The sequence below is a fragment of the Paenibacillus sp. JNUCC 34 genome (assembly GCF_058269055.1).
Window position 1 is genome coordinate 178,885 of sequence record NZ_CM177770.1, and the last position, 18,187, is coordinate 197,071.

The 18,187-nt window shown below is 42.1% G+C and carries 20 protein-coding genes; 12 read left to right on the forward strand and 8 right to left on the reverse strand.

Features of this window, described 5'->3' with window-relative positions:
* Positions 1 to 16: 16 nt before the first annotated feature.
* Positions 17 to 1,072 carry an NAD(P)/FAD-dependent oxidoreductase gene (locus tag AC2TF5_RS00785; protein ID WP_491300409.1) on the forward strand — a complete coding sequence of 352 codons (1,056 nt, stop codon included), beginning with the start codon at positions 17 to 19 and terminating at the stop codon, positions 1,070 to 1,072.
* Positions 1,073 to 1,139: 67 nt separating this feature from the next.
* On the opposite strand, the gene AC2TF5_RS00790 is transcribed toward AC2TF5_RS00785, so the two are convergent.
* Positions 1,140 to 1,619: a GNAT family N-acetyltransferase gene (locus AC2TF5_RS00790; protein ID WP_491300410.1), complete on the reverse strand. Its 480-nt coding sequence runs from the start codon at positions 1,617 to 1,619 to the stop codon at positions 1,140 to 1,142.
* A gap of 234 nt (positions 1,620 to 1,853) precedes the next feature.
* On the reverse strand, positions 1,854 to 2,741 hold the full coding sequence (locus AC2TF5_RS00795) for a hypothetical protein (protein ID WP_491300411.1): 888 nt from the start codon (positions 2,739 to 2,741) through the stop codon (positions 1,854 to 1,856).
* A 205-nt stretch (positions 2,742 to 2,946) separates the two neighbouring features.
* Here AC2TF5_RS00795 and AC2TF5_RS00800 point away from each other — a divergent pair, with 205 nt between their 5' ends.
* Complete coding sequence (locus tag AC2TF5_RS00800) at positions 2,947 to 3,300, forward strand: winged helix-turn-helix transcriptional regulator (protein ID WP_208917091.1); 354 nt, start codon at positions 2,947 to 2,949, stop codon at positions 3,298 to 3,300.
* 68 nt (positions 3,301 to 3,368) lie between these two features.
* Here AC2TF5_RS00800 and AC2TF5_RS00805 read toward each other — a convergent pair whose 3' ends face one another.
* Positions 3,369 to 3,920, reverse strand: a complete 552-nt coding sequence (locus tag AC2TF5_RS00805) for a helix-turn-helix domain-containing protein (protein ID WP_491300412.1) — start codon at positions 3,918 to 3,920, stop codon at positions 3,369 to 3,371.
* Between the two features lie 149 nt (positions 3,921 to 4,069).
* Here AC2TF5_RS00805 and AC2TF5_RS00810 point away from each other — a divergent pair, with 149 nt between their 5' ends.
* From AC2TF5_RS00810 to AC2TF5_RS00825, 4 genes are all read left to right on the forward strand, one after another.
* Positions 4,070 to 4,486, forward strand: coding sequence for a DoxX family protein (locus tag AC2TF5_RS00810; protein ID WP_491300413.1), 417 nt, complete (start codon positions 4,070 to 4,072; stop codon positions 4,484 to 4,486).
* 11 nt (positions 4,487 to 4,497) lie between these two features.
* Positions 4,498 to 5,142, forward strand: coding sequence for an alpha/beta hydrolase (locus AC2TF5_RS00815; protein WP_491300414.1), 645 nt, complete (start codon positions 4,498 to 4,500; stop codon positions 5,140 to 5,142).
* A gap of 32 nt (positions 5,143 to 5,174) precedes the next feature.
* Positions 5,175 to 5,945, forward strand: a complete 771-nt coding sequence (locus tag AC2TF5_RS00820) for a DODA-type extradiol aromatic ring-opening family dioxygenase (protein WP_491300415.1) — start codon at positions 5,175 to 5,177, stop codon at positions 5,943 to 5,945.
* Between the two features lie 166 nt (positions 5,946 to 6,111).
* Positions 6,112 to 6,528 (forward strand): hypothetical protein, encoded by a 417-nt coding sequence (locus AC2TF5_RS00825; RefSeq protein WP_491300416.1) that lies wholly within the window; start codon positions 6,112 to 6,114, stop codon positions 6,526 to 6,528.
* A gap of 48 nt (positions 6,529 to 6,576) precedes the next feature.
* Here AC2TF5_RS00825 and AC2TF5_RS00830 read toward each other — a convergent pair whose 3' ends face one another.
* Positions 6,577 to 7,482 carry a cation diffusion facilitator family transporter gene (locus AC2TF5_RS00830; protein ID WP_491300417.1) on the reverse strand — a complete coding sequence of 302 codons (906 nt, stop codon included), beginning with the start codon at positions 7,480 to 7,482 and terminating at the stop codon, positions 6,577 to 6,579.
* A gap of 415 nt (positions 7,483 to 7,897) precedes the next feature.
* Between AC2TF5_RS00830 and AC2TF5_RS00835 the strand changes: the two genes are divergently transcribed.
* Both AC2TF5_RS00835 and AC2TF5_RS00840 read left to right on the forward strand, forming a co-directional pair.
* Entirely contained in the window at positions 7,898 to 8,815 is a 918-nt protein-coding gene (locus AC2TF5_RS00835) for a helix-turn-helix transcriptional regulator (protein WP_491300418.1), read from the forward strand.
* Between the two features lie 81 nt (positions 8,816 to 8,896).
* Entirely contained in the window at positions 8,897 to 9,271 is a 375-nt protein-coding gene (locus tag AC2TF5_RS00840) for a RidA family protein (RefSeq protein ID WP_491300419.1), read from the forward strand.
* A gap of 79 nt (positions 9,272 to 9,350) precedes the next feature.
* Here the strand turns inward: AC2TF5_RS00840 and AC2TF5_RS00845 are convergent, their stop codons facing one another.
* Both AC2TF5_RS00845 and AC2TF5_RS00850 read right to left on the reverse strand, forming a co-directional pair.
* Complete coding sequence (locus AC2TF5_RS00845; RefSeq protein WP_491300420.1) at positions 9,351 to 9,677, reverse strand: ArsR/SmtB family transcription factor; 327 nt, start codon at positions 9,675 to 9,677, stop codon at positions 9,351 to 9,353.
* Between the two features lie 5 nt (positions 9,678 to 9,682).
* The gene (locus AC2TF5_RS00850; RefSeq protein ID WP_491300421.1) at positions 9,683 to 10,105 is read right to left on the reverse strand and encodes an SRPBCC family protein; all 423 of its coding nucleotides are present in this window, start codon (positions 10,103 to 10,105) and stop codon (positions 9,683 to 9,685) included.
* Positions 10,106 to 10,364: 259 nt separating this feature from the next.
* On the opposite strand from AC2TF5_RS00850, the gene AC2TF5_RS00855 reads away from it, so the two are divergent.
* Positions 10,365 to 10,700: a zinc ribbon domain-containing protein YjdM gene (locus AC2TF5_RS00855; protein WP_491302766.1), complete on the forward strand. Its 336-nt coding sequence runs from the start codon at positions 10,365 to 10,367 to the stop codon at positions 10,698 to 10,700.
* A gap of 287 nt (positions 10,701 to 10,987) precedes the next feature.
* Entirely contained in the window at positions 10,988 to 12,271 is a 1,284-nt protein-coding gene (locus AC2TF5_RS00860) for an RCC1 domain-containing protein (protein WP_491300422.1), read from the forward strand.
* 168 nt (positions 12,272 to 12,439) lie between these two features.
* Here the strand turns inward: AC2TF5_RS00860 and AC2TF5_RS00865 are convergent, their stop codons facing one another.
* On the reverse strand, positions 12,440 to 13,696 hold the full coding sequence (locus AC2TF5_RS00865) for an MFS transporter (protein ID WP_491300423.1): 1,257 nt from the start codon (positions 13,694 to 13,696) through the stop codon (positions 12,440 to 12,442).
* 210 nt (positions 13,697 to 13,906) lie between these two features.
* On the reverse strand, positions 13,907 to 14,956 hold the full coding sequence (locus AC2TF5_RS00870) for a PocR ligand-binding domain-containing protein (protein WP_491300424.1): 1,050 nt from the start codon (positions 14,954 to 14,956) through the stop codon (positions 13,907 to 13,909).
* 222 nt (positions 14,957 to 15,178) lie between these two features.
* On the opposite strand from AC2TF5_RS00870, the gene AC2TF5_RS00875 reads away from it, so the two are divergent.
* Together AC2TF5_RS00875 and dhaK are read left to right on the forward strand one after the other, a co-directional pair.
* Positions 15,179 to 16,315, forward strand: coding sequence for a glycerol dehydrogenase (locus AC2TF5_RS00875; RefSeq protein WP_491302767.1), 1,137 nt, complete (start codon positions 15,179 to 15,181; stop codon positions 16,313 to 16,315).
* A gap of 1 nt (position 16,316) precedes the next feature.
* Positions 16,317 to 18,077 (forward strand): dihydroxyacetone kinase subunit DhaK, encoded by a 1,761-nt coding sequence (dhaK, locus tag AC2TF5_RS00880; protein ID WP_491300425.1) that lies wholly within the window; start codon positions 16,317 to 16,319, stop codon positions 18,075 to 18,077.
* Positions 18,078 to 18,187 lie beyond the last annotated feature (110 nt).

Here is an 18,187-nt window from a genome sequence, read left to right on the forward strand (position 1 = left end):
TGTATGGGGGACGGAAATGACTGAGGAATTAGAGTTATTTGACGTAACGATTGTTGGTGGGGGACCTGCCGGGTTGTATACCGCTTTTTATAGTGGAATGCGTGATTTAAAAACCAAAATTATTGAGTATGGGCCCAAGCTTGGGGGAAGAATGCTCATTTATCCAGAGAAAATGATATGGGATGTTGGTGGAGTTACGCCAATTCTATGTGAACAATTAATCGCTCGATTAGAAGAGCAAGCACGAACTTTTGATCCAACTATCGTATTGAACCAGAAGGTCGAAGGACTAGAGAGATTGCAGGATGGAACCTTTATGTTAACGACTGCAACAGGTGAGAAGCATCATACAAAAACGGTTATCTTAGCAATCGGGTATGGTGTATTAACCATGCAGAAGCTGGAAATTGAAGGAGCAGACCGCTATGAGGTCACAAATTTACACTATACGGTGCAAGAGCTGGATGTATTTCGTGACAAGCATGTGCTGATTTCTGGCGGAGGAAACTCAGCGGTTGATTGGGCAAATGAATTAGAACCCATCGCTGTAAGTGTAACCGTCGTGCATCGACGCAACGACTTTGGCGGGCTTGAAAAGAATGTCATTAAGATGAAAGAATCTTCTGTGGATGTACGTACACCTTATGAAGTTGTACAGCTGCATGGTAATGAAGATATGATCGATCAAGTAACCATTTCTCATTCGGAAACAGGTGAAATGGAGAGAATTTCTGTGGATGCCGTTATTGTCAATCATGGGTTGAAGTGTGATTATGGCGCATTAATTGAATGGGGATTGGAGATGGAAGATGATGTAGCGGTTGTGAATGCCAAAAGGGAAACGAATATCCCTGGTATTTATGGCGCAGGAGACTTCATTGATCATGAGAGCAAGGTGAGATATATTGCTGGGGCCTTCACGGATGGAGTTCTCGCATTAAATAGTGCTAAGTTACATATTGACCCAGATGCACCGAAAGCGGCATACGTTTCTTCACATAATATCCGGTTTAAAGAACGAAACAAACAGCTTGGTTTGCATGATGAAGATTACAGAGAAGTAAAAGGGTAGCAGAAAATGTGGATACACGATTAAATCCCTCAAGTCACTTAAGGAGTTGAGGGATTTTTCTTATTGTTTAGCTTTGTTGAAGATCTTTAAGGTACCATATATCGCATGAAAAATGCCCGGTGTCACCAAGGGGCTTGCTTAGCTTTACGAAGTTGTATTTCTGGTAAAAACGGTTTGCAGCTTCCATATTGCTCAAAGTCTCGAGGTAACACTGCTCATAGCATGTTTGTGCAAACTCTAGTGCCGTATTCATGAGCTTGTGTGCGATTCCGGTTCCCCTTGCCTCTTGCAGGCAGTACATCTTCTGCAGCTCACAGACACCCTCAAGCTTGTCCATTGGGCCGATGCCGCAGCCGCCTACAATCTTACCATGGTGCTCGGCAACCCAGTACCTGGAGTTGTTTCCTCTATAGACTTCTGATAAAGAGCCCAGCAGTGGATCTTCCCACGCCAAGCCCGCTCGATCTCCACCATATTCTTTTAAACAAGTTCTAATGACGTTCTCGATGGCTTTATTGTCTTGCTCTTGGATCTCTCTTATGTTCATATCTCTCACCGCCTGAATGTATGTAAGGAAACGTTTATCTATCATATCATGGAATACAAAGCCGTAAAAACGTTGCAGAACTAAAAGAACCAGCGGCGGGTGCTTTGCTCTGATTGATGGCGATCATAATAATGGATTGCAAAATTTAGCGCTATTAAATTAAAGCGGAGTTTGTGGAAAATGCATAAAAAAAATCATCCTTGAAAACAAGGATGAGAGATTGAACGATTATTTTTAATGGGTGAGGGCATCTACGATTTCTCGATCCAGTGCCTCTCCCTTTAGGATCTTAGCCTTTAACTCATCTGTCACGACGGGCCGCTGAAAGCGTACGAAGTCAAATTCCACATCCAGATCAGCATGGTCTTCTTTACTATTATATACGGTTTCGTTAAATGTTTTAGCATCAGTACTAAATGATTTGACAGTGTTGCCATGCGCGTTAATCCCTACCTGAAGAGTCTTTGGTAGTTCTGGGAGGTTCACGCGTCGATGAAGGGTCCAGTTGTCATCATGGTCAAATTTATAGAACTGGAAGAACCACGGTCCAACTTTTGCGATCTTGAGCTGAAGCCAATCGGTTGCTACAGGAGTTATTGTATAAGTAAACTGGCTTTTTAGGTTGATTTTGCTATCTAATACCAATTCATTAGCTGTATCTGGGGTACCGTAATTGAGATAAATCCAATTTTCCTGTTCCGGTTTCCAATTAGAAGCTGTTGTGTTTTTTGGCTGTCTTACAAGGAGACCAGCGAGTTCAAAAATTCCCGTAGGGCGTTCTGATTGTTTGCCGGACACTTTCAAGCGTGTTGTAACGATAAAGTCACCATTAATTTCTTTGAATGCATACACGCCTCGGAAGTCTCCGTACCATGTGCCGGTCTTTGGAATTAAATGAAGTGCACCAGGTTTGCTCTTATTAATGTCCAGTACTTCAACTTGGCTTGGCCATCCTTCGACTTCATGATGCAGCTTCCAATTCGATAGAGAATCTTTATTGGTGAACTCATCACTTAGTTCGATTAAATCGTCTTTCGGTTTGGACTCCGCAGAACCCAGCGCCACGGATGCTGAAGTGAAGGTAATACAAGTAGTGAGTAAGAGAACCATCATTTTACGCATTAAAATAACACTCCTTATTTGTATTAGTCGATTGGAAAACATCGGAAGGGATTGGCCGATTCCCTCGTCGTTTTCCTTGTACATGAGTGTTCTATAATTGGTATAATAAAGCTGCAGCTTATTGAAAATTATAGTTGTAATGGTTATGTATGGCAATAAGTTACAATATGGTTATAGAGTTACTTTGAGGTAAGGAGGAAGCGTAATGGTATCGGATAAATGCCCGATTGAAGTGTCGATTGAAGTGCTTGGGGGGAAATGGAAACCGTTTATTTTGTATTATCTGCTCAATGGCACTAAGCGATTTTCGGAGCTGCAGCGATATATTCCCAGTGTCTCTCCGAAAGTACTAACTCAGCAACTTCGTGATCTTGAGGAGGATGGAATTATTGTTAGACATGTGTATCCGATTGTTCCACCCAAAGTTGAATATTCTTTAACTACCTATGGTGAATCCATTCGTCCTGTAATTGATATCCTTTTCAATTGGGGAACAAGTCATTTGGAACTAAGCAGGATAGAATCAACCTGTAATCACAAACTAGCTAAAGTCAAGTGAATATCAATAAAGAAAGAGAGGCCGAGTGCCTCTCCTTTTTAATTGAATCAAGAAAAGGTAATGCTTGCTTACAGCAAATCCCCTTGATGATCTGTTTCCGTATAGACGGATATCAGTACAATCGCTTGTTCATCACCGATATTTTTTACCAAATGGGGTGTGCAGGCGTTCCAGGAGAAGGAATCCCCCTCCCCAAACTCAGCGTGATCTTCCCCCTGTTCGGCGTAGATCTCCCCTTTAATCACCACATGTACTTCTTCACCCTCATGAGCATGCGGAACTTCACCAGTTGAAGCTCCGGGAGGGAACTCAACGAGCATCATCCTTACATTTTTAGTAGAGCTCAGATGCTCTACCTTTAAATTCTCGATTCCGCTTGTCGTGATTCTTCGTTCCTCTTTTCGAACAATGCCCATACGTTCTTCTTTTTTCAGCAATAAGTAGGCCAGAGGTACCTTCAATGCTTGTGCAATATTTTCTAACGTCGCGATGGATGGTGAGGTTTTATTCGTTTCAACCTGGCTTAAGAAGCCTTGGGATAAGCCTGTTTCTTCGCAAATTTGAGCGATAGTAATGTTCTTGCGTTTTCGGATTGCTCGTATGTTGGAGCCGATGTCCATTGTCTTCACTCGCTCTCAAAATATTTGTAATACAGAATATATATTTATATTAACAAATTTATTGTTGACACACCATAGTCCTATGATATAAATTACTCATATGAAATATATTTTATTATTACTAATATTTTAGATTGGAGAGATAAAGAATGACGAAAATGACAGGGGTATCTACTATTATGCGCGTGGTGCTGGGAATTATATTTCTTGTCCACGGAGTAAGTAAGTTTCAAATGGGGTTAGGCAATGTGGACGCGTGGTTTAGCTCGATGGGCATTCCTGGATTTATGGCGTATGTTGCCGCAATTATTGAACTGGTCGGGGGTATTATGCTTATTGCCGGATTGTTTACCCGCTCTGTCTCGGCTCTGCTTATCCTCATCATGATTGGCGCGATCGTTACGGTTAAGCTGTCTGCAGGACTGCTTGGAAACGATCAGTCACCTGGGTACGAGTTGGAAATCGCTTTGATGCTGATCTCCTTGCATTTGTTAGTAGTGAATCCTACACCTCTATCGGTGGATCATTTTATTCGTAACAAGCGTAGTGCAGCAGTCCAAAAGTAAGGAGATATGTTATGACACCAGCTTACCAATATGACATTCAACTGCCAGCCCATATGGACCCTGAAAAAACGTACCCTACAATTTTTACGCTTCATGGGAAGGGTTCGGATGAAAAAGATATGTCTGGCTTAGTTGCTCCATTGGCCGCCGATTTTATTATGATCCATATTCGAGGGAATCTTTCTTTTGGCCCCGGGTACCAATTTTATGAGTTGAAAAGTTTAGGAAACCCGATTCGGGAGATGTTTGATCAATCCGTTCAGCAGCTGGAGGCATTTATCGATTATGCGTCGGATAAATACCCAGTCGATGTGAGCAAGCGTTATGTGCTCGGCTTTAGCCAAGGCGCGATCTTATCAATGACACTTGCGCTTACGATGGGGGATCAGCTGAAAGGAATTGTCGCGTTAAACGGATATGTACCTGACTTTGTAAAGAAAGAGTATTTACTGCAACCGGTTAGAGACGTGTCGGTATTTCTCTCTCATGGGGAGTTCGATCCGGTATTTCCTATTTCTATTGGGCACGAGACAGCAGCATATTTTCAACCACGGACACCGCATCTGACTTTCAATACCTATCCAGCCGCTCATGGCGTCTCGGAGGAGAATCAACGTGACTTTGTAAGATGGATTGAACGGGATGCCGGAGTTTAAGGAGTTTAAACCGATAAGGAGTGAACGGTTTTATGATGCCAGCTTATTTTATCGCGCATGGTGCGCCTTCTCTTGTTCTTGAGGAACATGCCTACACTGATTTATTGAAAAATTTTGCGTCCCATACAATAAAACCAAAAGCGATTGTACTATTTTCCGCTCATTGGGAAGAGTCTGTTCAAACCGTGAGCGCGGTAGATGAGTACAGCACCATATATGATTTTGGCGGATTTCAGGATGAGCTTTACCGGATAACGTATCCGGCCAAAGGCGATCGATCCCTAAGCGACCAGATCCAAAGATTGTTTACCAAACATGGGATTGAGAGCGCGTTGGATGAGAAAAGAGGGCTCGATCACGGCGCTTGGGCGGTTCTCAAGCTGATCTATCCGGATGCGGATATTCCGGTTGTAGCCCTCTCCGTTAACCGTTATCTGACCAATAAACAGCAGTATGAGATTGGTAAGGCGTTGTCGTCACTTAGAGAACAGGATGTTTTGATTATTGGCAGTGGAGGGACCGTACACAATCTAATGGGATTGAATTGGCGGTCGGATGGCATAGACGCTTGGGCAGAAGCGTTCGATAGCTGGCTGCAGAGCAAGCTGGAAACGTGGGATACTGCTTCCCTGTTTAACTATAGGGAGCTAGCACCTTATGCCAGAGAAGCCGTGCCGTCCAGTGAACACTTTATCCCGCTTTTAATCGCAATGGGAGCTGGTGATAAGGACCGGAAAGCCCAACTACTTCACCGCAGCTATCAGTACGGCAACTTGAGCTTGAGCTGCTGGCAGTTTGATTAAAATGAAGGCGGAAGAACGCAGATTTAGGCTTGAAGGGCACCCCGAGGGTGTCCTTTTTGCATTGCTTTTGTGGAGATTCTTTATAAATTAAGGGAAATGTTGTATATTGGATGTTTAAAGTAACCTTAGGTTCCTTAGATATAGTTAATTATGAGGAGGAACAATAATGTTCAAGAAAACATCGTTTTATATAGGGACTTTGATACTTGGAGTCGCTCTATTCTTATTAAGCTTTATATTTTTGGGAAATGACCTCAAAGTAATATCGGATATACTCATTGGCGCTGGTGCTTCACTATTTGTAATAAGTACAGTCAATTTGTTAACAAAACATTTTGAGCAGCGTAATCCTGCGGTGACGAAGCAAGGCCGAACGGAGTACAAAGATGAGCGGAGCTCATCCATGCGCTACAAGGCAAAAGCTAAAGCGGGGGATATGATCCAGTGGTTTGTATTGGGGATTGCTTGCTTATTGATTGTGATCGACGCGAGTTTATGGGTGATCATGGTAACCTTAGGTGTGTTTCTTTTGTACAATGTATTGACCGAGTACTTTACGAATAGATACCAAAAAGAAATGTAAATTGGTTGGAAAAAGCCACTCCTAAGAGTGGCTTTTTTGCATTCTTTTTCATAGCAGATTTGTATTGTCGTCGTACCAAGGGTTCAAATGAACCAATACTTCTTCGACTTCAGGGTGGTGTTCAATGATCGAGTGTTTGATTTGTCTTGAAATATCATGTCCTTCTTGGACACTTAACTGAGCAGGAATGCTTACTCTCACATCAACAATAATGTAATGTCCATGATCTCTAGCACGGATTCGGTCAATCCGTTTAACATCTGGAACCTCACGAACTAGGTTGATCAATGCATTCATTTTTTCAGAGTCTACATTTTTCTCCATCAGAACACCCACGGATGACTTCCCCATATGAACAGCCAGTCTCAACACAAAATAAGCGACGATAATACCCGCAATCGGATCTCCGTAGGACAACAGTGTCATTTGATAATAATCACCAATTAGAGCCAAGCCAATTCCGATGACCGCTGCGATCGATGCATATACATCAGCAAGATGGTCATAGGCGGTAGCGATCAAACCATTACTGTTGTTCTTCTTACCAACTGACATTGTATAAACGTACAGGATTTGTTTCAACACCAATGAAAACCCCGCGGCGATTAGTGCGATGACGCTTGCTTTTTGAGGGGGTTCAAATAGAACCGTTACGGAATGGTAACCCATATAAATCCCAGCCATCACTAAAATAATAGCAACAATACCTGCACCGATAACTTCTGCTTTACCATGTCCATAAGGATGATCCTCATCGGGAGGTAGTTTTGAAACACGCATAGAACTTAGTGCAGCTCCTGTAGCCACGATATCACCTGCATTATGTACACCATCTGCAATTAATACAGGACTGTTGAATATGAGTCCGACAGCCAATTTGACGGTTGTTAGTATAATGTTGCTGATTAAGCTAATCCAAATAGCAAAAGCGGACTGTTTGTTTTCACTGACCATGTCTTTATAACCCCTTATGAACCATAGTTTTAATCATTCACATCGTGACCATAAGCAAGACAAGTTCCTTCGATTCCAATGATATGAATAGTAGGGCTTAATATTAGCGTATAAACATCGTGTGAGTCTAGAGAAACAGCTTTTCCCCTCTCCTAAAGATTAAGTTAGGGTATAAAAAGTTGAGTGAATGAAACAAAAGTATTTCCAGTTATTATATCCATAAAACAAAAAAGACCGCGATTTACGCGCTCCCACTAAGCAATTATGTTCTTGTCATTCGACAACTTACTATGGTCGATGACCATGATTGGGTGAACCGTATCATAAGAAGTGGTACAGCCAAATGTTATAATTTTTATTGAAACTAAAGCACAGACCGGAGTAACAGAACCTCATAATGAAGAGGGGGTTATTTTTGAAAATCGATAGACTGCTTGGAATCCTGATCTATCTTTTAAATCGTGATACGGTTAGTGGACGGTCACTGGCGGAAAAATTTGAGGTATCCTCTCGTACAATTCAGCGGGATATTGAAACACTGAGCATGGCTGGTATTCCAGTGACTTCGACACAGGGTACACATGGCGGGTATAGCATTATTAACAGCTTTAAAATGAACAGGCAGATCTTTAGTACAGATGATTATGTTCTCATCATAACAGCCTTAAAAGGATTATGTTCAGCATATGAAAGTAGACAGATCGAAGCTACATTTGAAAAGCTGCTGTCACTTTCACCGAAGGATGAGCTATTCCAACAAAATATTCATCTTGATTTTAGTGTGCTGCGTGAGGGGTTTGATGTAAGAGATTATTTGACTAGTATAGAAACAGCAATTCGCAAAAGAGTTGTAATTGAATTTCAATACACAAACGCTGAACATTTTAAATCACGAAGACTTGTTGAACCCGTAGCGGTCACGTATAAGTGGTATTCATGGTACTTGTTAGGGTTTTGCTGTGATAAGCAGGAATACCGTATGTTCCGTCTTTCAAGAATTCGAGATTTGAAATTAACATGTCAGGACTTTTCCAATGTACATCATAATGCAGAAGAACTTTTAGCCGAAAAGCAAGATACCCGGCCGTATATGAATATTAAACTGGCATGCCAGTCTGACATCAGGATTTCGATCGAAGAAAGCTTTCCTAATTCACGTATAACAGAAACCGGTAATAACGAGTTAATGGTTGAATTCAGTGTTCCGGAAAATGAGAAAGGATGGTTTGGAACCTTGCTCGGATATGGTAATAAGATAACTGTTTTGGAACCTGAGAAATTAAAACACACATTGATTACATATGCTGAGGACATTTTACAAAAATATCGTTGAATGACGACATAATGTTGTCTGATATCTTCCTTTATACTGAGCTTAATCTATGAAAAAGAGAATATGAAGGGGATGACGAAATTGGGTGAAATCATAAGATATGATGTGAATGAAGAAAATGCATACTCTGGTTATGTTGAAGCGGGTGATTTTATTTTTCTCAGCTTTTGTGTTGGTAATGTTGGTCAATCGATTGAGCAGCAGGTTGAAGGAGCCCTTGATGATATGAGTAACAGATTACAGAGGGCAAACCTGACATTGGACTCTATAGTTAAGGTGGATATTTTGCTTCGGGATGTCTGGGATATACCTGTAATGGAGGAAGTTTTCAAACGTAGATTTAAAGGTAACTTTCCAGCTAGAAAAACTATTTCTACCGAGTTTGCACATTGTGGCGGCCCAAATGGACTTAAGGTTCAAATTGATGGCGTGGCATATAACCCCAAGCCAAAATGATAATAGTGATACACGTGGAAAAGGCAGAGACATCTAAAAAGGCCCGATTAGCTCGATACAGAGCTAATACGGGCCTTCACTAATCAAGATCGCTCTCTACGAATTCTTTTAGAGCAGCAAGCTTATCATCCCAATACTCATCAAAAAAGGCGAGCCATTGCTTTATTTCGGCCAGGGGTTCTGGCTGAAGCATATACCGTGTTTCCCGTCCAACCCTCTGACTGCTGACAAGGCCTGCTTCATTCAGCACTTTCAGATGTTTATTGATAGCGGTACGGGTGATTGGAAAACAAGCGGTCAATGCGGTAATCGGCATTTCTTCATCAGCAAGCAATTTCAACAACCTACGGCGGGTAGGGTCTGCTATTGCTTGGAATACATCATGTTTTGACGCGGATGCTTCCAATAATCTTAAGCCTCTACGTATTTAACAAGGCTTTCGTTGACAATGCTTTCCCATCCGCCGTTCATAACTTCACGAATGACTGAGTGCGGTTGTCCAAACGCTGTGACTTTTTCTGAATCCCAACCTGAATGAATCAGAGTGAACTCTGTCTTTTCGTCTTCTAACGTCTTTAATTCAAAAGCAAGATGCCAATCTTTATCCCAGTCAAACCCGACACGATTCGGAGGGTCAATTTCAGTCACTTTACAAGGTGAATCTCCGAATTGGCCCGTATGAAGTATGAATTCATATCCAACAATAGGTTCAAACGTATTCCCCATCCACCATGAGGCAATACCTTCTGACGTTGCAACAGCCTTCCATACTTTTTCGATAGGTGCGTTGAGTGTAATGGTTTTTCGTATTTCCGGTATTTCTCGATTGTCCATAGTTGTGCCTCCTTGGTTAATGTGACACCCAAAGGTGTCATAAGTGATTATAACACCTTTGGGTTCATGTAGGAACCCTTAATACAAAGTGTGAATTATAAGCTGAATATTCGTAGTGTATCCTTCGTGATCAAGCTTATCCATCATCAAGTTACGCTATATGGTTCATATGCGGGGATATATTTAATTGTAAATGTAGACAGGTCTATGGCAGAATAGTATGAAATACGAACAACAAAGAAATGGAGAACCTAAAACAATGTCTAATTTGCCAAATTGTCCAAAATGTAATTCAGAATACACTTATGAAGATGGGAATCTTTTTGTTTGCCCGGAATGTGCTCATGAATGGGGTCTGGAAACCGAAAACAGTGAAGATACCAAAGTCGTCAAAGATGTTAATGGAAACGTCTTGAACGATGGTGATTCCGTAACAGTCATCAAAGATCTTAAAGTAAAGGGAAGTTCATCTGTCTTGAAGATCGGTACGAAGGTTAAAAATATACGTCTGGTAGATGGGGATCATGATATTGATTGTAAAATCGATGGGTTTGGGGCTATGAAACTAAAATCAGAGTTCGTAAAAAAGATATAAAGTCCTATTAACTCAAACATAGTACAGTGTGTTATATATATGAAAATATCGGTCTTATGACCGATATTTTTTTATTTCCAGAATGATATCTCCTTAGTGTAATAAAACGGTTCAACGTGGTATAAATGCTACTCTGCCACCATAATCTAACGACATAAGATTACAGATCAATTCTGCTCACATCATGTTGTCATATGACAACACTAATGACAACACTCACTATATCGATGTTGAGCAGTGGACTATATTAAAAGCAACAATTTTATTTAAAAGGAGTGATATGAAAAATGCACCCAATCCAGAACAGATGGAAAATGGTTCTTAACAAAACATCTGTGATCGGTTTGTTTCCGGTAATGGCTACCTCTAAAGCAGGTTCAGCTACAGAGCTGAATATGATAGAAGTCAGTTCTTCAGATGACCACTTCCTTGCTCTTATGAGTGATGGAACGGTAATGGCTATAGGCTGTAACCAAGACAATCAACCGGAGAATACAACGATGGTTACAGAGCAGGCTGCCCACTTTGTGGTAACAAGTGAAGAGGGAAGATTCTTATCCAACATTAAGGCCATTGCCGCAGGAGGCTTTCATAATCTTGCTTTGGATAATCGGGGTCAGGTGTGGGCTTGGGGAGATCATAGTGCAGGCCAGTTAGGCATTGGCCGTATAAATGATGCAAATCGTATTCATGCAGTAACACATGTTGTATTTCCTCAGGATGTACATATCGTAGAAATCTCTGCAGGAGCTGATTTTAGCTTAGCATTGGATGACCAGGGTCATGTCTGGGCTTGGGGCGATAATGAGGAAGGTCAACTGGGCATCGGTTATCACAACAATGGGGAATCACAGTTTAATCCGATACAAGTGAATACAGCCGATGGACCCTTAAACCATATCCAATCAATCTCATCAGGATCGTATCACAGCCTCGCTCTGGATAAAGACGGACGGATCTGGGGCTGGGGAGCGAATTGGAATGGAGCGCTGGGATTTGATAAGACCATTCATTTGGAGAGCATAGTAGAGGAGATTCTGTTGTCGTGGGGGAATGAAGTAAGCTTCACTTTGGGTGAAGTGGTACGCACGGATCATTTTTACACGTTGATGGATTATATGACTGAATACTATAAGGATGAGATGATCTGGAATGTTGCCAAGCCGATTACGAATTTGGGTGATGTATTCTCAGAAGTATTTGCAGGGAATATGCAAAGCCAAGTTGTGAAGGCGGACGGTTCTGTATGGGCCTGGGGTTACGTGGAAGATCAAATGAATGATGTTGGGAAATATTTTAATTTCGAAAGAATCGAGCTCAGAGCAGATCCATCACCAGGTCTGGACGCCTCCGATCCACCTTGGCTAGGGCATACTCCGCTTAGCAATGAATCAAAATGGAGCTTAACCCTACGTGAGGATAGCACCCCGTACTTACCCTTTAAATTAGATGAAATTATCAAGTTCCACATGATTACAGGTGAAGGGTTCTTCATGATTTTCCGCGGTAGTTATGATGCAGAATGGTCACTCCAAAAGAATTACATAAATTATGAAGCAATTTCAATATAACGTGTGATGATATGTTGTAGCCCACTTTGGCTTGGACAGCCGTTAACATTACGGTGAGTCTTGGCATCGCTACGTTTACTCCGCTGGATACAGATACACCATACTGAAAAAAGCCGACCAAGCCCTGTATCCTTCTAAAGAAAAATGGGATAAATCAGGTAACGCACATCATGGATTTGAATGAACGGTTGGGCGCTCCACATAAATTCTAAATAACTGAATGTATAGAACAACACTAATTAATGCAAAAACGAGTATGATGCTAAAAACCCCCATAGGTGGAACCCAAGTAGACAGAAAAACGGTCAGCGGTGCTAAAAACCTTCCGATCGTAAACTGTAAACTGTTTGCTCCCATGTACTGCCCTCTAGCCTGCTCTGGGGCATAACGACTAATAAAGCTCTCTGTCACTGGGGAACGTACAATTTCGCCAAATGTAAAAATAATTGTAACGAAAAATAAGAACCAAATATTCGTGTTTAGTCCAAGCGCGAATGTGCCAACTCCGGACAACAGCGACGACAGGATGAATACGTTACGCTCTCTCCAATTTCGAAACCATTTCGTAACAGGAAGGATAAACAGAACAAATAAGAGCCCATTTAACCCCAGCAACCACCCAAATATTTCCTTGCCTGTAAGCATAAATGAATCACCATTCCAAGCGAATAGGGCCTGAGACGGGACATAATTGATCACATACACCGCCAAATACAGATCCAATTGCATAATGGTCACAAGCGAAAAAATACCTGCCAAAATATACACGAGAAACACTTTATCCCGAAAAATGATGCCATATCCTTTCCATTGTTCCTTGAATACATGGGACATTGATTTCGAACGTTCCATTCTTTTGGCTGACTGTGGTAATGTTTCATGAACCATGAAATAAATGGCGATGAAGTACAACAACAAGACGAAAGCACAGGTCCATAAGAGTTCATGCCGGTATTGGAAGAAGAAAATGGCACCCAGTGCAGGCCCGAGAACAGCACCAATGTTATTGGCTGTCGTAAACGTTGCGAAGACTTGCCTGCGATCTTGTGCAGGAACCAGGTCAGCAACCATAGCAGAGCTTGCAGGTTTATAGATTGTCCCCCCTAGTCCAATACCGATAAATGCAACATAATCAATCCAATGTGAAGAAGACATCGCAAACAGTACAAACATCATGGTCTGAAGGGAAGCTCCAAGCAGCATGACAGGACGTCGTCCTATTCGGTCCGCTAAAGCTCCCCCAAGCAGGTTGCCAATGATGCTGAATATCGGGGGAACCATCATCAAGATTCCTGCAATGTGGTTACCTAATGCAGCACCAAAATAAACCGCTATAAAGGGAAAGTACATCCAAAACAGCATATTGAACAGGGCTTCACCGATTAACCGGACTTTTAAATTGTTATCCCATAAACGAATTTTCACAAGATACCCTCTTTTCTATCGTTTCCCGGCCGGGTATTCCAAACTATAAAATATTTTCCAGGGAAAATATAGACTTATAATTCGCTTTAGTTTATACTAATAATATGAAAGTCGAGGGAGCACCCTTTGATTTAATTGTCCCACAAAACGAACATTTGTTCTAAATACAAAGACGCTCTGTTATAAGAGCGTCTTTTTTGGTGCGAATTTTTACTCCACATGATTTCCTTGATAAACCGTTCGGTAAACGGCAGGTGTTAAAGCTTCGAATTTCTTAAAGGTTTTAATAAAATATCCGGCATCACAAAATCCCAATTCATCACCGATCTGATTAATGGATAGATCTGTTGTCTCTAGAAGTTGCTTGGCCCATTCAATTTTTAGGCGTGAAATGAAGACGGAGAAGTTCTCACCGGTTTCTTTTACAAAGATTCGGCTGAAATAGCTTGAACTAATGTGACACAGCTTGGCCATCTTACCTAATGTTATATTTTTATTTTTATGATGATAAATATAGTCAAATGCGGGCTGCAGCAGTGTATTGGAAGAACGGAATTCATTGGATGTTGTCTTTTTTATTTTATTCTCAATTAGCGTACTGGAAAGCTCGTGTTGAATCGCTTGTATATTCCGGTACGTACGATCCGAAGGGCTGATGGAATCTTGAGACGGATTATCGATGTCCATGGTTAAAGCTTTTTTGTACATATCGATGGTTGAGCTCTTGGTTATCGCTTCTTCCACAATATAGTTGCATAGGTGAAATAACATATCGGCGATGGTTGTCACTTCTTCGTATGACAAAGTAGGCAGAGAAAGATAGTCTTGCTTCAACGTTTTGAACTTTTTATTCGTTTCCGAATTGGACGGACGAGTTACGATTTGTTCAAGCGGCTGAGGCTGATCGGTATCGCGCAGCTTGATTTGCCCGGCCATGATGGCTCCAATGTATTGATTATCAACAATGATCGGAATGGCAATATCGATAATATTGAAATGGCACATATAAATATACGGTTTATTGAGCCGTACAGCTTCTAGACCACCTCTGGCATCACATTTCTGACAGTATGGAGACAGTGAGGGATCTTTTCTGACGGACTCGCAGAAGGATTGACAGTAGCTATGTTTTGTAACAGGAACCCCTTTATAGTCGACGGTAATAATGGCCATTTTGGTGACCAGCGCAAGGGAGTCCTGTAACGTATGCCACTTCTCTAAATCAATAAGTTTATCTAACTGAAACAATGAATTTTTCATTATGGCTCACTCCCTATATATTGCTGCGCTTGTGCAATAGTACTGAACAAATCTACTCAATTATACTATGACAACCTGCCTAGAGGACAAGATTATACAATTTGTCAGCTGTATGACAAAAAAACACAATCTGAAAGCGCTTAAATACAGGGGTATAGTTCAATGATTAAAATTTGTGGAAAGATTATAATGGAAGCAATGAAAGCAAGGGAGGAATTTATGATGAGAAAAGCGTTTATTAGCCCAACGAAGTATGTGCAGGGAGAAGATGAGCTGTTAAATTTGGGGTATTTCGTAAAGACATTCGGGGATTCTGCTTTGCTTATTGCTCATCCAGATGATGTAAATCGGGTCAAGGATAAACTAAAATCTACTATAGATAAATTTAATATCACATTGGTTGAAAGCAACTTCCAAGGAGAGTGCTCCCGCGAAGAAGTGAAGAGACTGCAAGAGCTGGCGAAAGAAAAGGCCTGTTCCTGTACGATTGGTTTAGGCGGAGGAAAAGCGATTGATACCGCGAAATGTGTAGCAGAAGGCGAAGCCTTAATCATCGTTCCGACGATCGCAGCAACCGATGCGCCAACGAGCCATTCCGCAGTTCTTTATACACCAGAAGGTGAATTCGATGACTATGCATATTTTAAACAAAGCCCTAGTGTGGTCATGATTGATACAACCGTTATTGCCAACGCTCCTACAAGATTTCTGGTGGCGGGTATGGGAGATGCGCTCTCGACCTATTTTGAAGCTAGAGCTACTGCAAGATCGTATTCAAACGTCAATGCAGGATTACCGTGCGGCGTTCGCGAAGGAGTCTGTGGAGCGGCAATAGGAACCAATACCGCGCTGGCGCTCGCCAAGTTCTGTTACGAAACCTTAATGAAGGATGGTATTCAGGCCAAGGTAGCTTGTGATAGTAATATGGTCACTCCTGCGCTTGAGAATATTATCGAGGCGAATATCCTTTTGTCAGGACTTGGTTTTGAAAGTGGAGGCTTAGCTGCGGCTCACGCTATTCACAATGGATTAACTTCACTTGAAGGAACTCATCATTATTACCATGGCGAGAAAGTAGCCTTTACAACCATTGCTCAGTTGGTTCTTGAAAATGCGGATAAAAAAGAGTTGGATGAAGTATTGGCGTTCTGTTCAGCCGTGGGTCTTCCAATATGCCTCCCTGATCTTGGGGTCGACAGCGTAACGTACGAAGAATTGCTGACTGTAGCGAAAAAAGCTTGTATCCCTGAAGAATCCATTCATTCGATGCCATTCCCAATTACAGAGGAAGCGGTGGCAGCAGCCATTATGGTAGCCGATCAGCTCGGTCGGAAATACAAGATGAGTAAGGATGAATAAGATGAAAAAAATTATTAATAAACCAGAAACATTAGTAAGAGAGATGTGTAACGGCTTAGTCTTGGCACATCCGAACCTGGAGTTTAATAGCAAGTATAAGATCATTAAGAAAAAAGAACTCAACCAGAACAAAGTAACGCTGATCAGCGGCGGTGGCAGCGGTCATGAACCCGCGCATGCCGGATTTGTCGGCAAAGGTATGCTGGATGTGGCTGTCGCTGGCGATGTATTTGCTTCCCCATCCCAAATTCAAGTGTATCAAGCGATCCGGTCCTCAGCATCCAATAAAGGAACGCTATTAATTATCAAGAACTACAGCGGCGATATTATGAATTTCAAAAATGCGGCTCACCTTGCAGGTGAAGACGGCATTGTAGTCGATTTTGTGAAAGTGGATGATGATATTGCGGTAGAGGACAGTCTCTATACCGTTGGAAGAAGGGGCGTAGCGGGAACGGTCCTAGTCCACAAAATAGCAGGTGCGGCGGCTGAAGCGGGCATGACCTTGGATCAAGTAAAGGAAGCCGCTCAAAAAGCGATAGACCATACGAAAAGTATTGGCTTTGCGTTTACTTCTTGCACAGTTCCTGCCAAGGGAACCCCAACGTTTACTCTTGAGGACAATGAAATGGAATACGGTGTCGGCATTCATGGCGAACCCGGAATCCGCAGAGAAAAGATCGTTCCGGCTGATGAGTTGGCGGTCCGAATGGTGACCGCATTGTTGGAAAACTTGAAGATTGACGATGGTACAGAGCAGGAAGTTGCTGTATTGATCAACGGTTTTGGAGCAACGCCGATGCAGGAATTGTATCTGTTAAACAACTCGGTCATTCGTGAATTGTCATCTCGTAATAAAAAGGTCTATAAAGTTTTTGTAGGCAATTTCATGACGAGTATCGATATGGCCGGTGCGTCTGTTTCGATTATGAAGTTGGATGATCAGTTGAAGCAATTGTTGGCTGAACCATGTGATACACCAGCGCTGGTTGTTCATGAGCCATTCGAACAAGTCAACTTCACTGAGGTTGTATTGAAACAAGAGGAGAATAAGTCTGTATCCTTTACTTGTGAGACGAATGAAGATTACGCCACCATTAAAAATAATCAATTTTCTTTAAACAATCTCATTTATCTCATCGACAAGATGAGTGAAGTCATCATTGATAATGAGGTACCATTCTGTGAGCTGGATGCACATGCCGGAGACGGTGATTTTGGCATGAGTGTGGCGAAAGGATTTAAGCAATTAAAAACCGAGTGGAAAGACATTATAAGTAACCATACATCGGATATTGGGGATTTTCTGGATGCTTGCTCCCTGATCATTATGGAGCATTGCGGAGGAGCTTCCGGCCCGATCTGGGGATCGGCATTCCGGGCAGCCAGTAAATATGCCGGGGATAAACAGGAGCTGTCGGTTCAGGAGTTTGCCGGCATGATGTCCGCCGTGGTGAAAGGGATTCAAGATACTGGCGAGAGATCGTTTGGCCGAGGTGCGGTTGTTGGTGACAAAACATTGATTGATGCGCTTGCTCCTTATGCTGAATCTTGGGAACAGAGTGCCCTTCAAGGTGATGATATTAAAACTGCGTCGGCAAAAGCGGCAGATGCGGCAGTACAAGGGGCGAAGCAGACGGAAAGTATTGTTGCCCGTATGGGACGAGCCGGCACCGTTGGTGAGCGAAGCATTGGCTATCCCGATGCTGGAGCTTACGCATTAGGGGTTATTTTCACTCAGTTAGATCAAGCTTTACGGTAACTGAATGGAAATATCCCATTGAAGTTAGTGGGAACGTTCGCTTTAAAATAATGAAAGCAGCACAGATGAAATTTCTGTGCTGCTTTTTTTTGAAACGCCGTCGCCCTTCG

What these genes read in the sequence shown, in the direction of transcription:
- AC2TF5_RS00785 (WP_491300409.1), top strand. Translation starts at nt 17, where the DNA reads ATGACTGAGGAATTAGAGTTATTTGACGTAACGATTGTTGGTGGGGGA.
- AC2TF5_RS00790 (WP_491300410.1), bottom strand. Translation starts at nt 1,619, where the DNA reads ATGAACATAAGAGAGATCCAAGAGCAAGACAATAAAGCCATCGAGAAC.
- AC2TF5_RS00795 (WP_491300411.1), bottom strand. Translation starts at nt 2,741, where the DNA reads ATGCGTAAAATGATGGTTCTCTTACTCACTACTTGTATTACCTTCACT.
- AC2TF5_RS00800 (WP_208917091.1), top strand. Translation starts at nt 2,947, where the DNA reads ATGGTATCGGATAAATGCCCGATTGAAGTGTCGATTGAAGTGCTTGGG.
- AC2TF5_RS00805 (WP_491300412.1), bottom strand. Translation starts at nt 3,920, where the DNA reads ATGGACATCGGCTCCAACATACGAGCAATCCGAAAACGCAAGAACATT.
- AC2TF5_RS00810 (WP_491300413.1), top strand. Translation starts at nt 4,070, where the DNA reads ATGACGAAAATGACAGGGGTATCTACTATTATGCGCGTGGTGCTGGGA.
- AC2TF5_RS00815 (WP_491300414.1), top strand. Translation starts at nt 4,498, where the DNA reads ATGACACCAGCTTACCAATATGACATTCAACTGCCAGCCCATATGGAC.
- AC2TF5_RS00820 (WP_491300415.1), top strand. Translation starts at nt 5,175, where the DNA reads ATGATGCCAGCTTATTTTATCGCGCATGGTGCGCCTTCTCTTGTTCTT.
- AC2TF5_RS00825 (WP_491300416.1), top strand. Translation starts at nt 6,112, where the DNA reads ATGTTCAAGAAAACATCGTTTTATATAGGGACTTTGATACTTGGAGTC.
- AC2TF5_RS00830 (WP_491300417.1), bottom strand. Translation starts at nt 7,482, where the DNA reads ATGGTCAGTGAAAACAAACAGTCCGCTTTTGCTATTTGGATTAGCTTA.
- AC2TF5_RS00850 (WP_491300421.1), bottom strand. Translation starts at nt 10,105, where the DNA reads ATGGACAATCGAGAAATACCGGAAATACGAAAAACCATTACACTCAAC.
- AC2TF5_RS00855 (WP_491302766.1), top strand. Translation starts at nt 10,365, where the DNA reads ATGTCTAATTTGCCAAATTGTCCAAAATGTAATTCAGAATACACTTAT.
- AC2TF5_RS00860 (WP_491300422.1), top strand. Translation starts at nt 10,988, where the DNA reads ATGCACCCAATCCAGAACAGATGGAAAATGGTTCTTAACAAAACATCT.
- AC2TF5_RS00870 (WP_491300424.1), bottom strand. Translation starts at nt 14,956, where the DNA reads ATGAAAAATTCATTGTTTCAGTTAGATAAACTTATTGATTTAGAGAAG.
- AC2TF5_RS00875 (WP_491302767.1), top strand. Translation starts at nt 15,179, where the DNA reads ATGAGAAAAGCGTTTATTAGCCCAACGAAGTATGTGCAGGGAGAAGAT.
- dhaK (WP_491300425.1), top strand. Translation starts at nt 16,317, where the DNA reads ATGAAAAAAATTATTAATAAACCAGAAACATTAGTAAGAGAGATGTGT.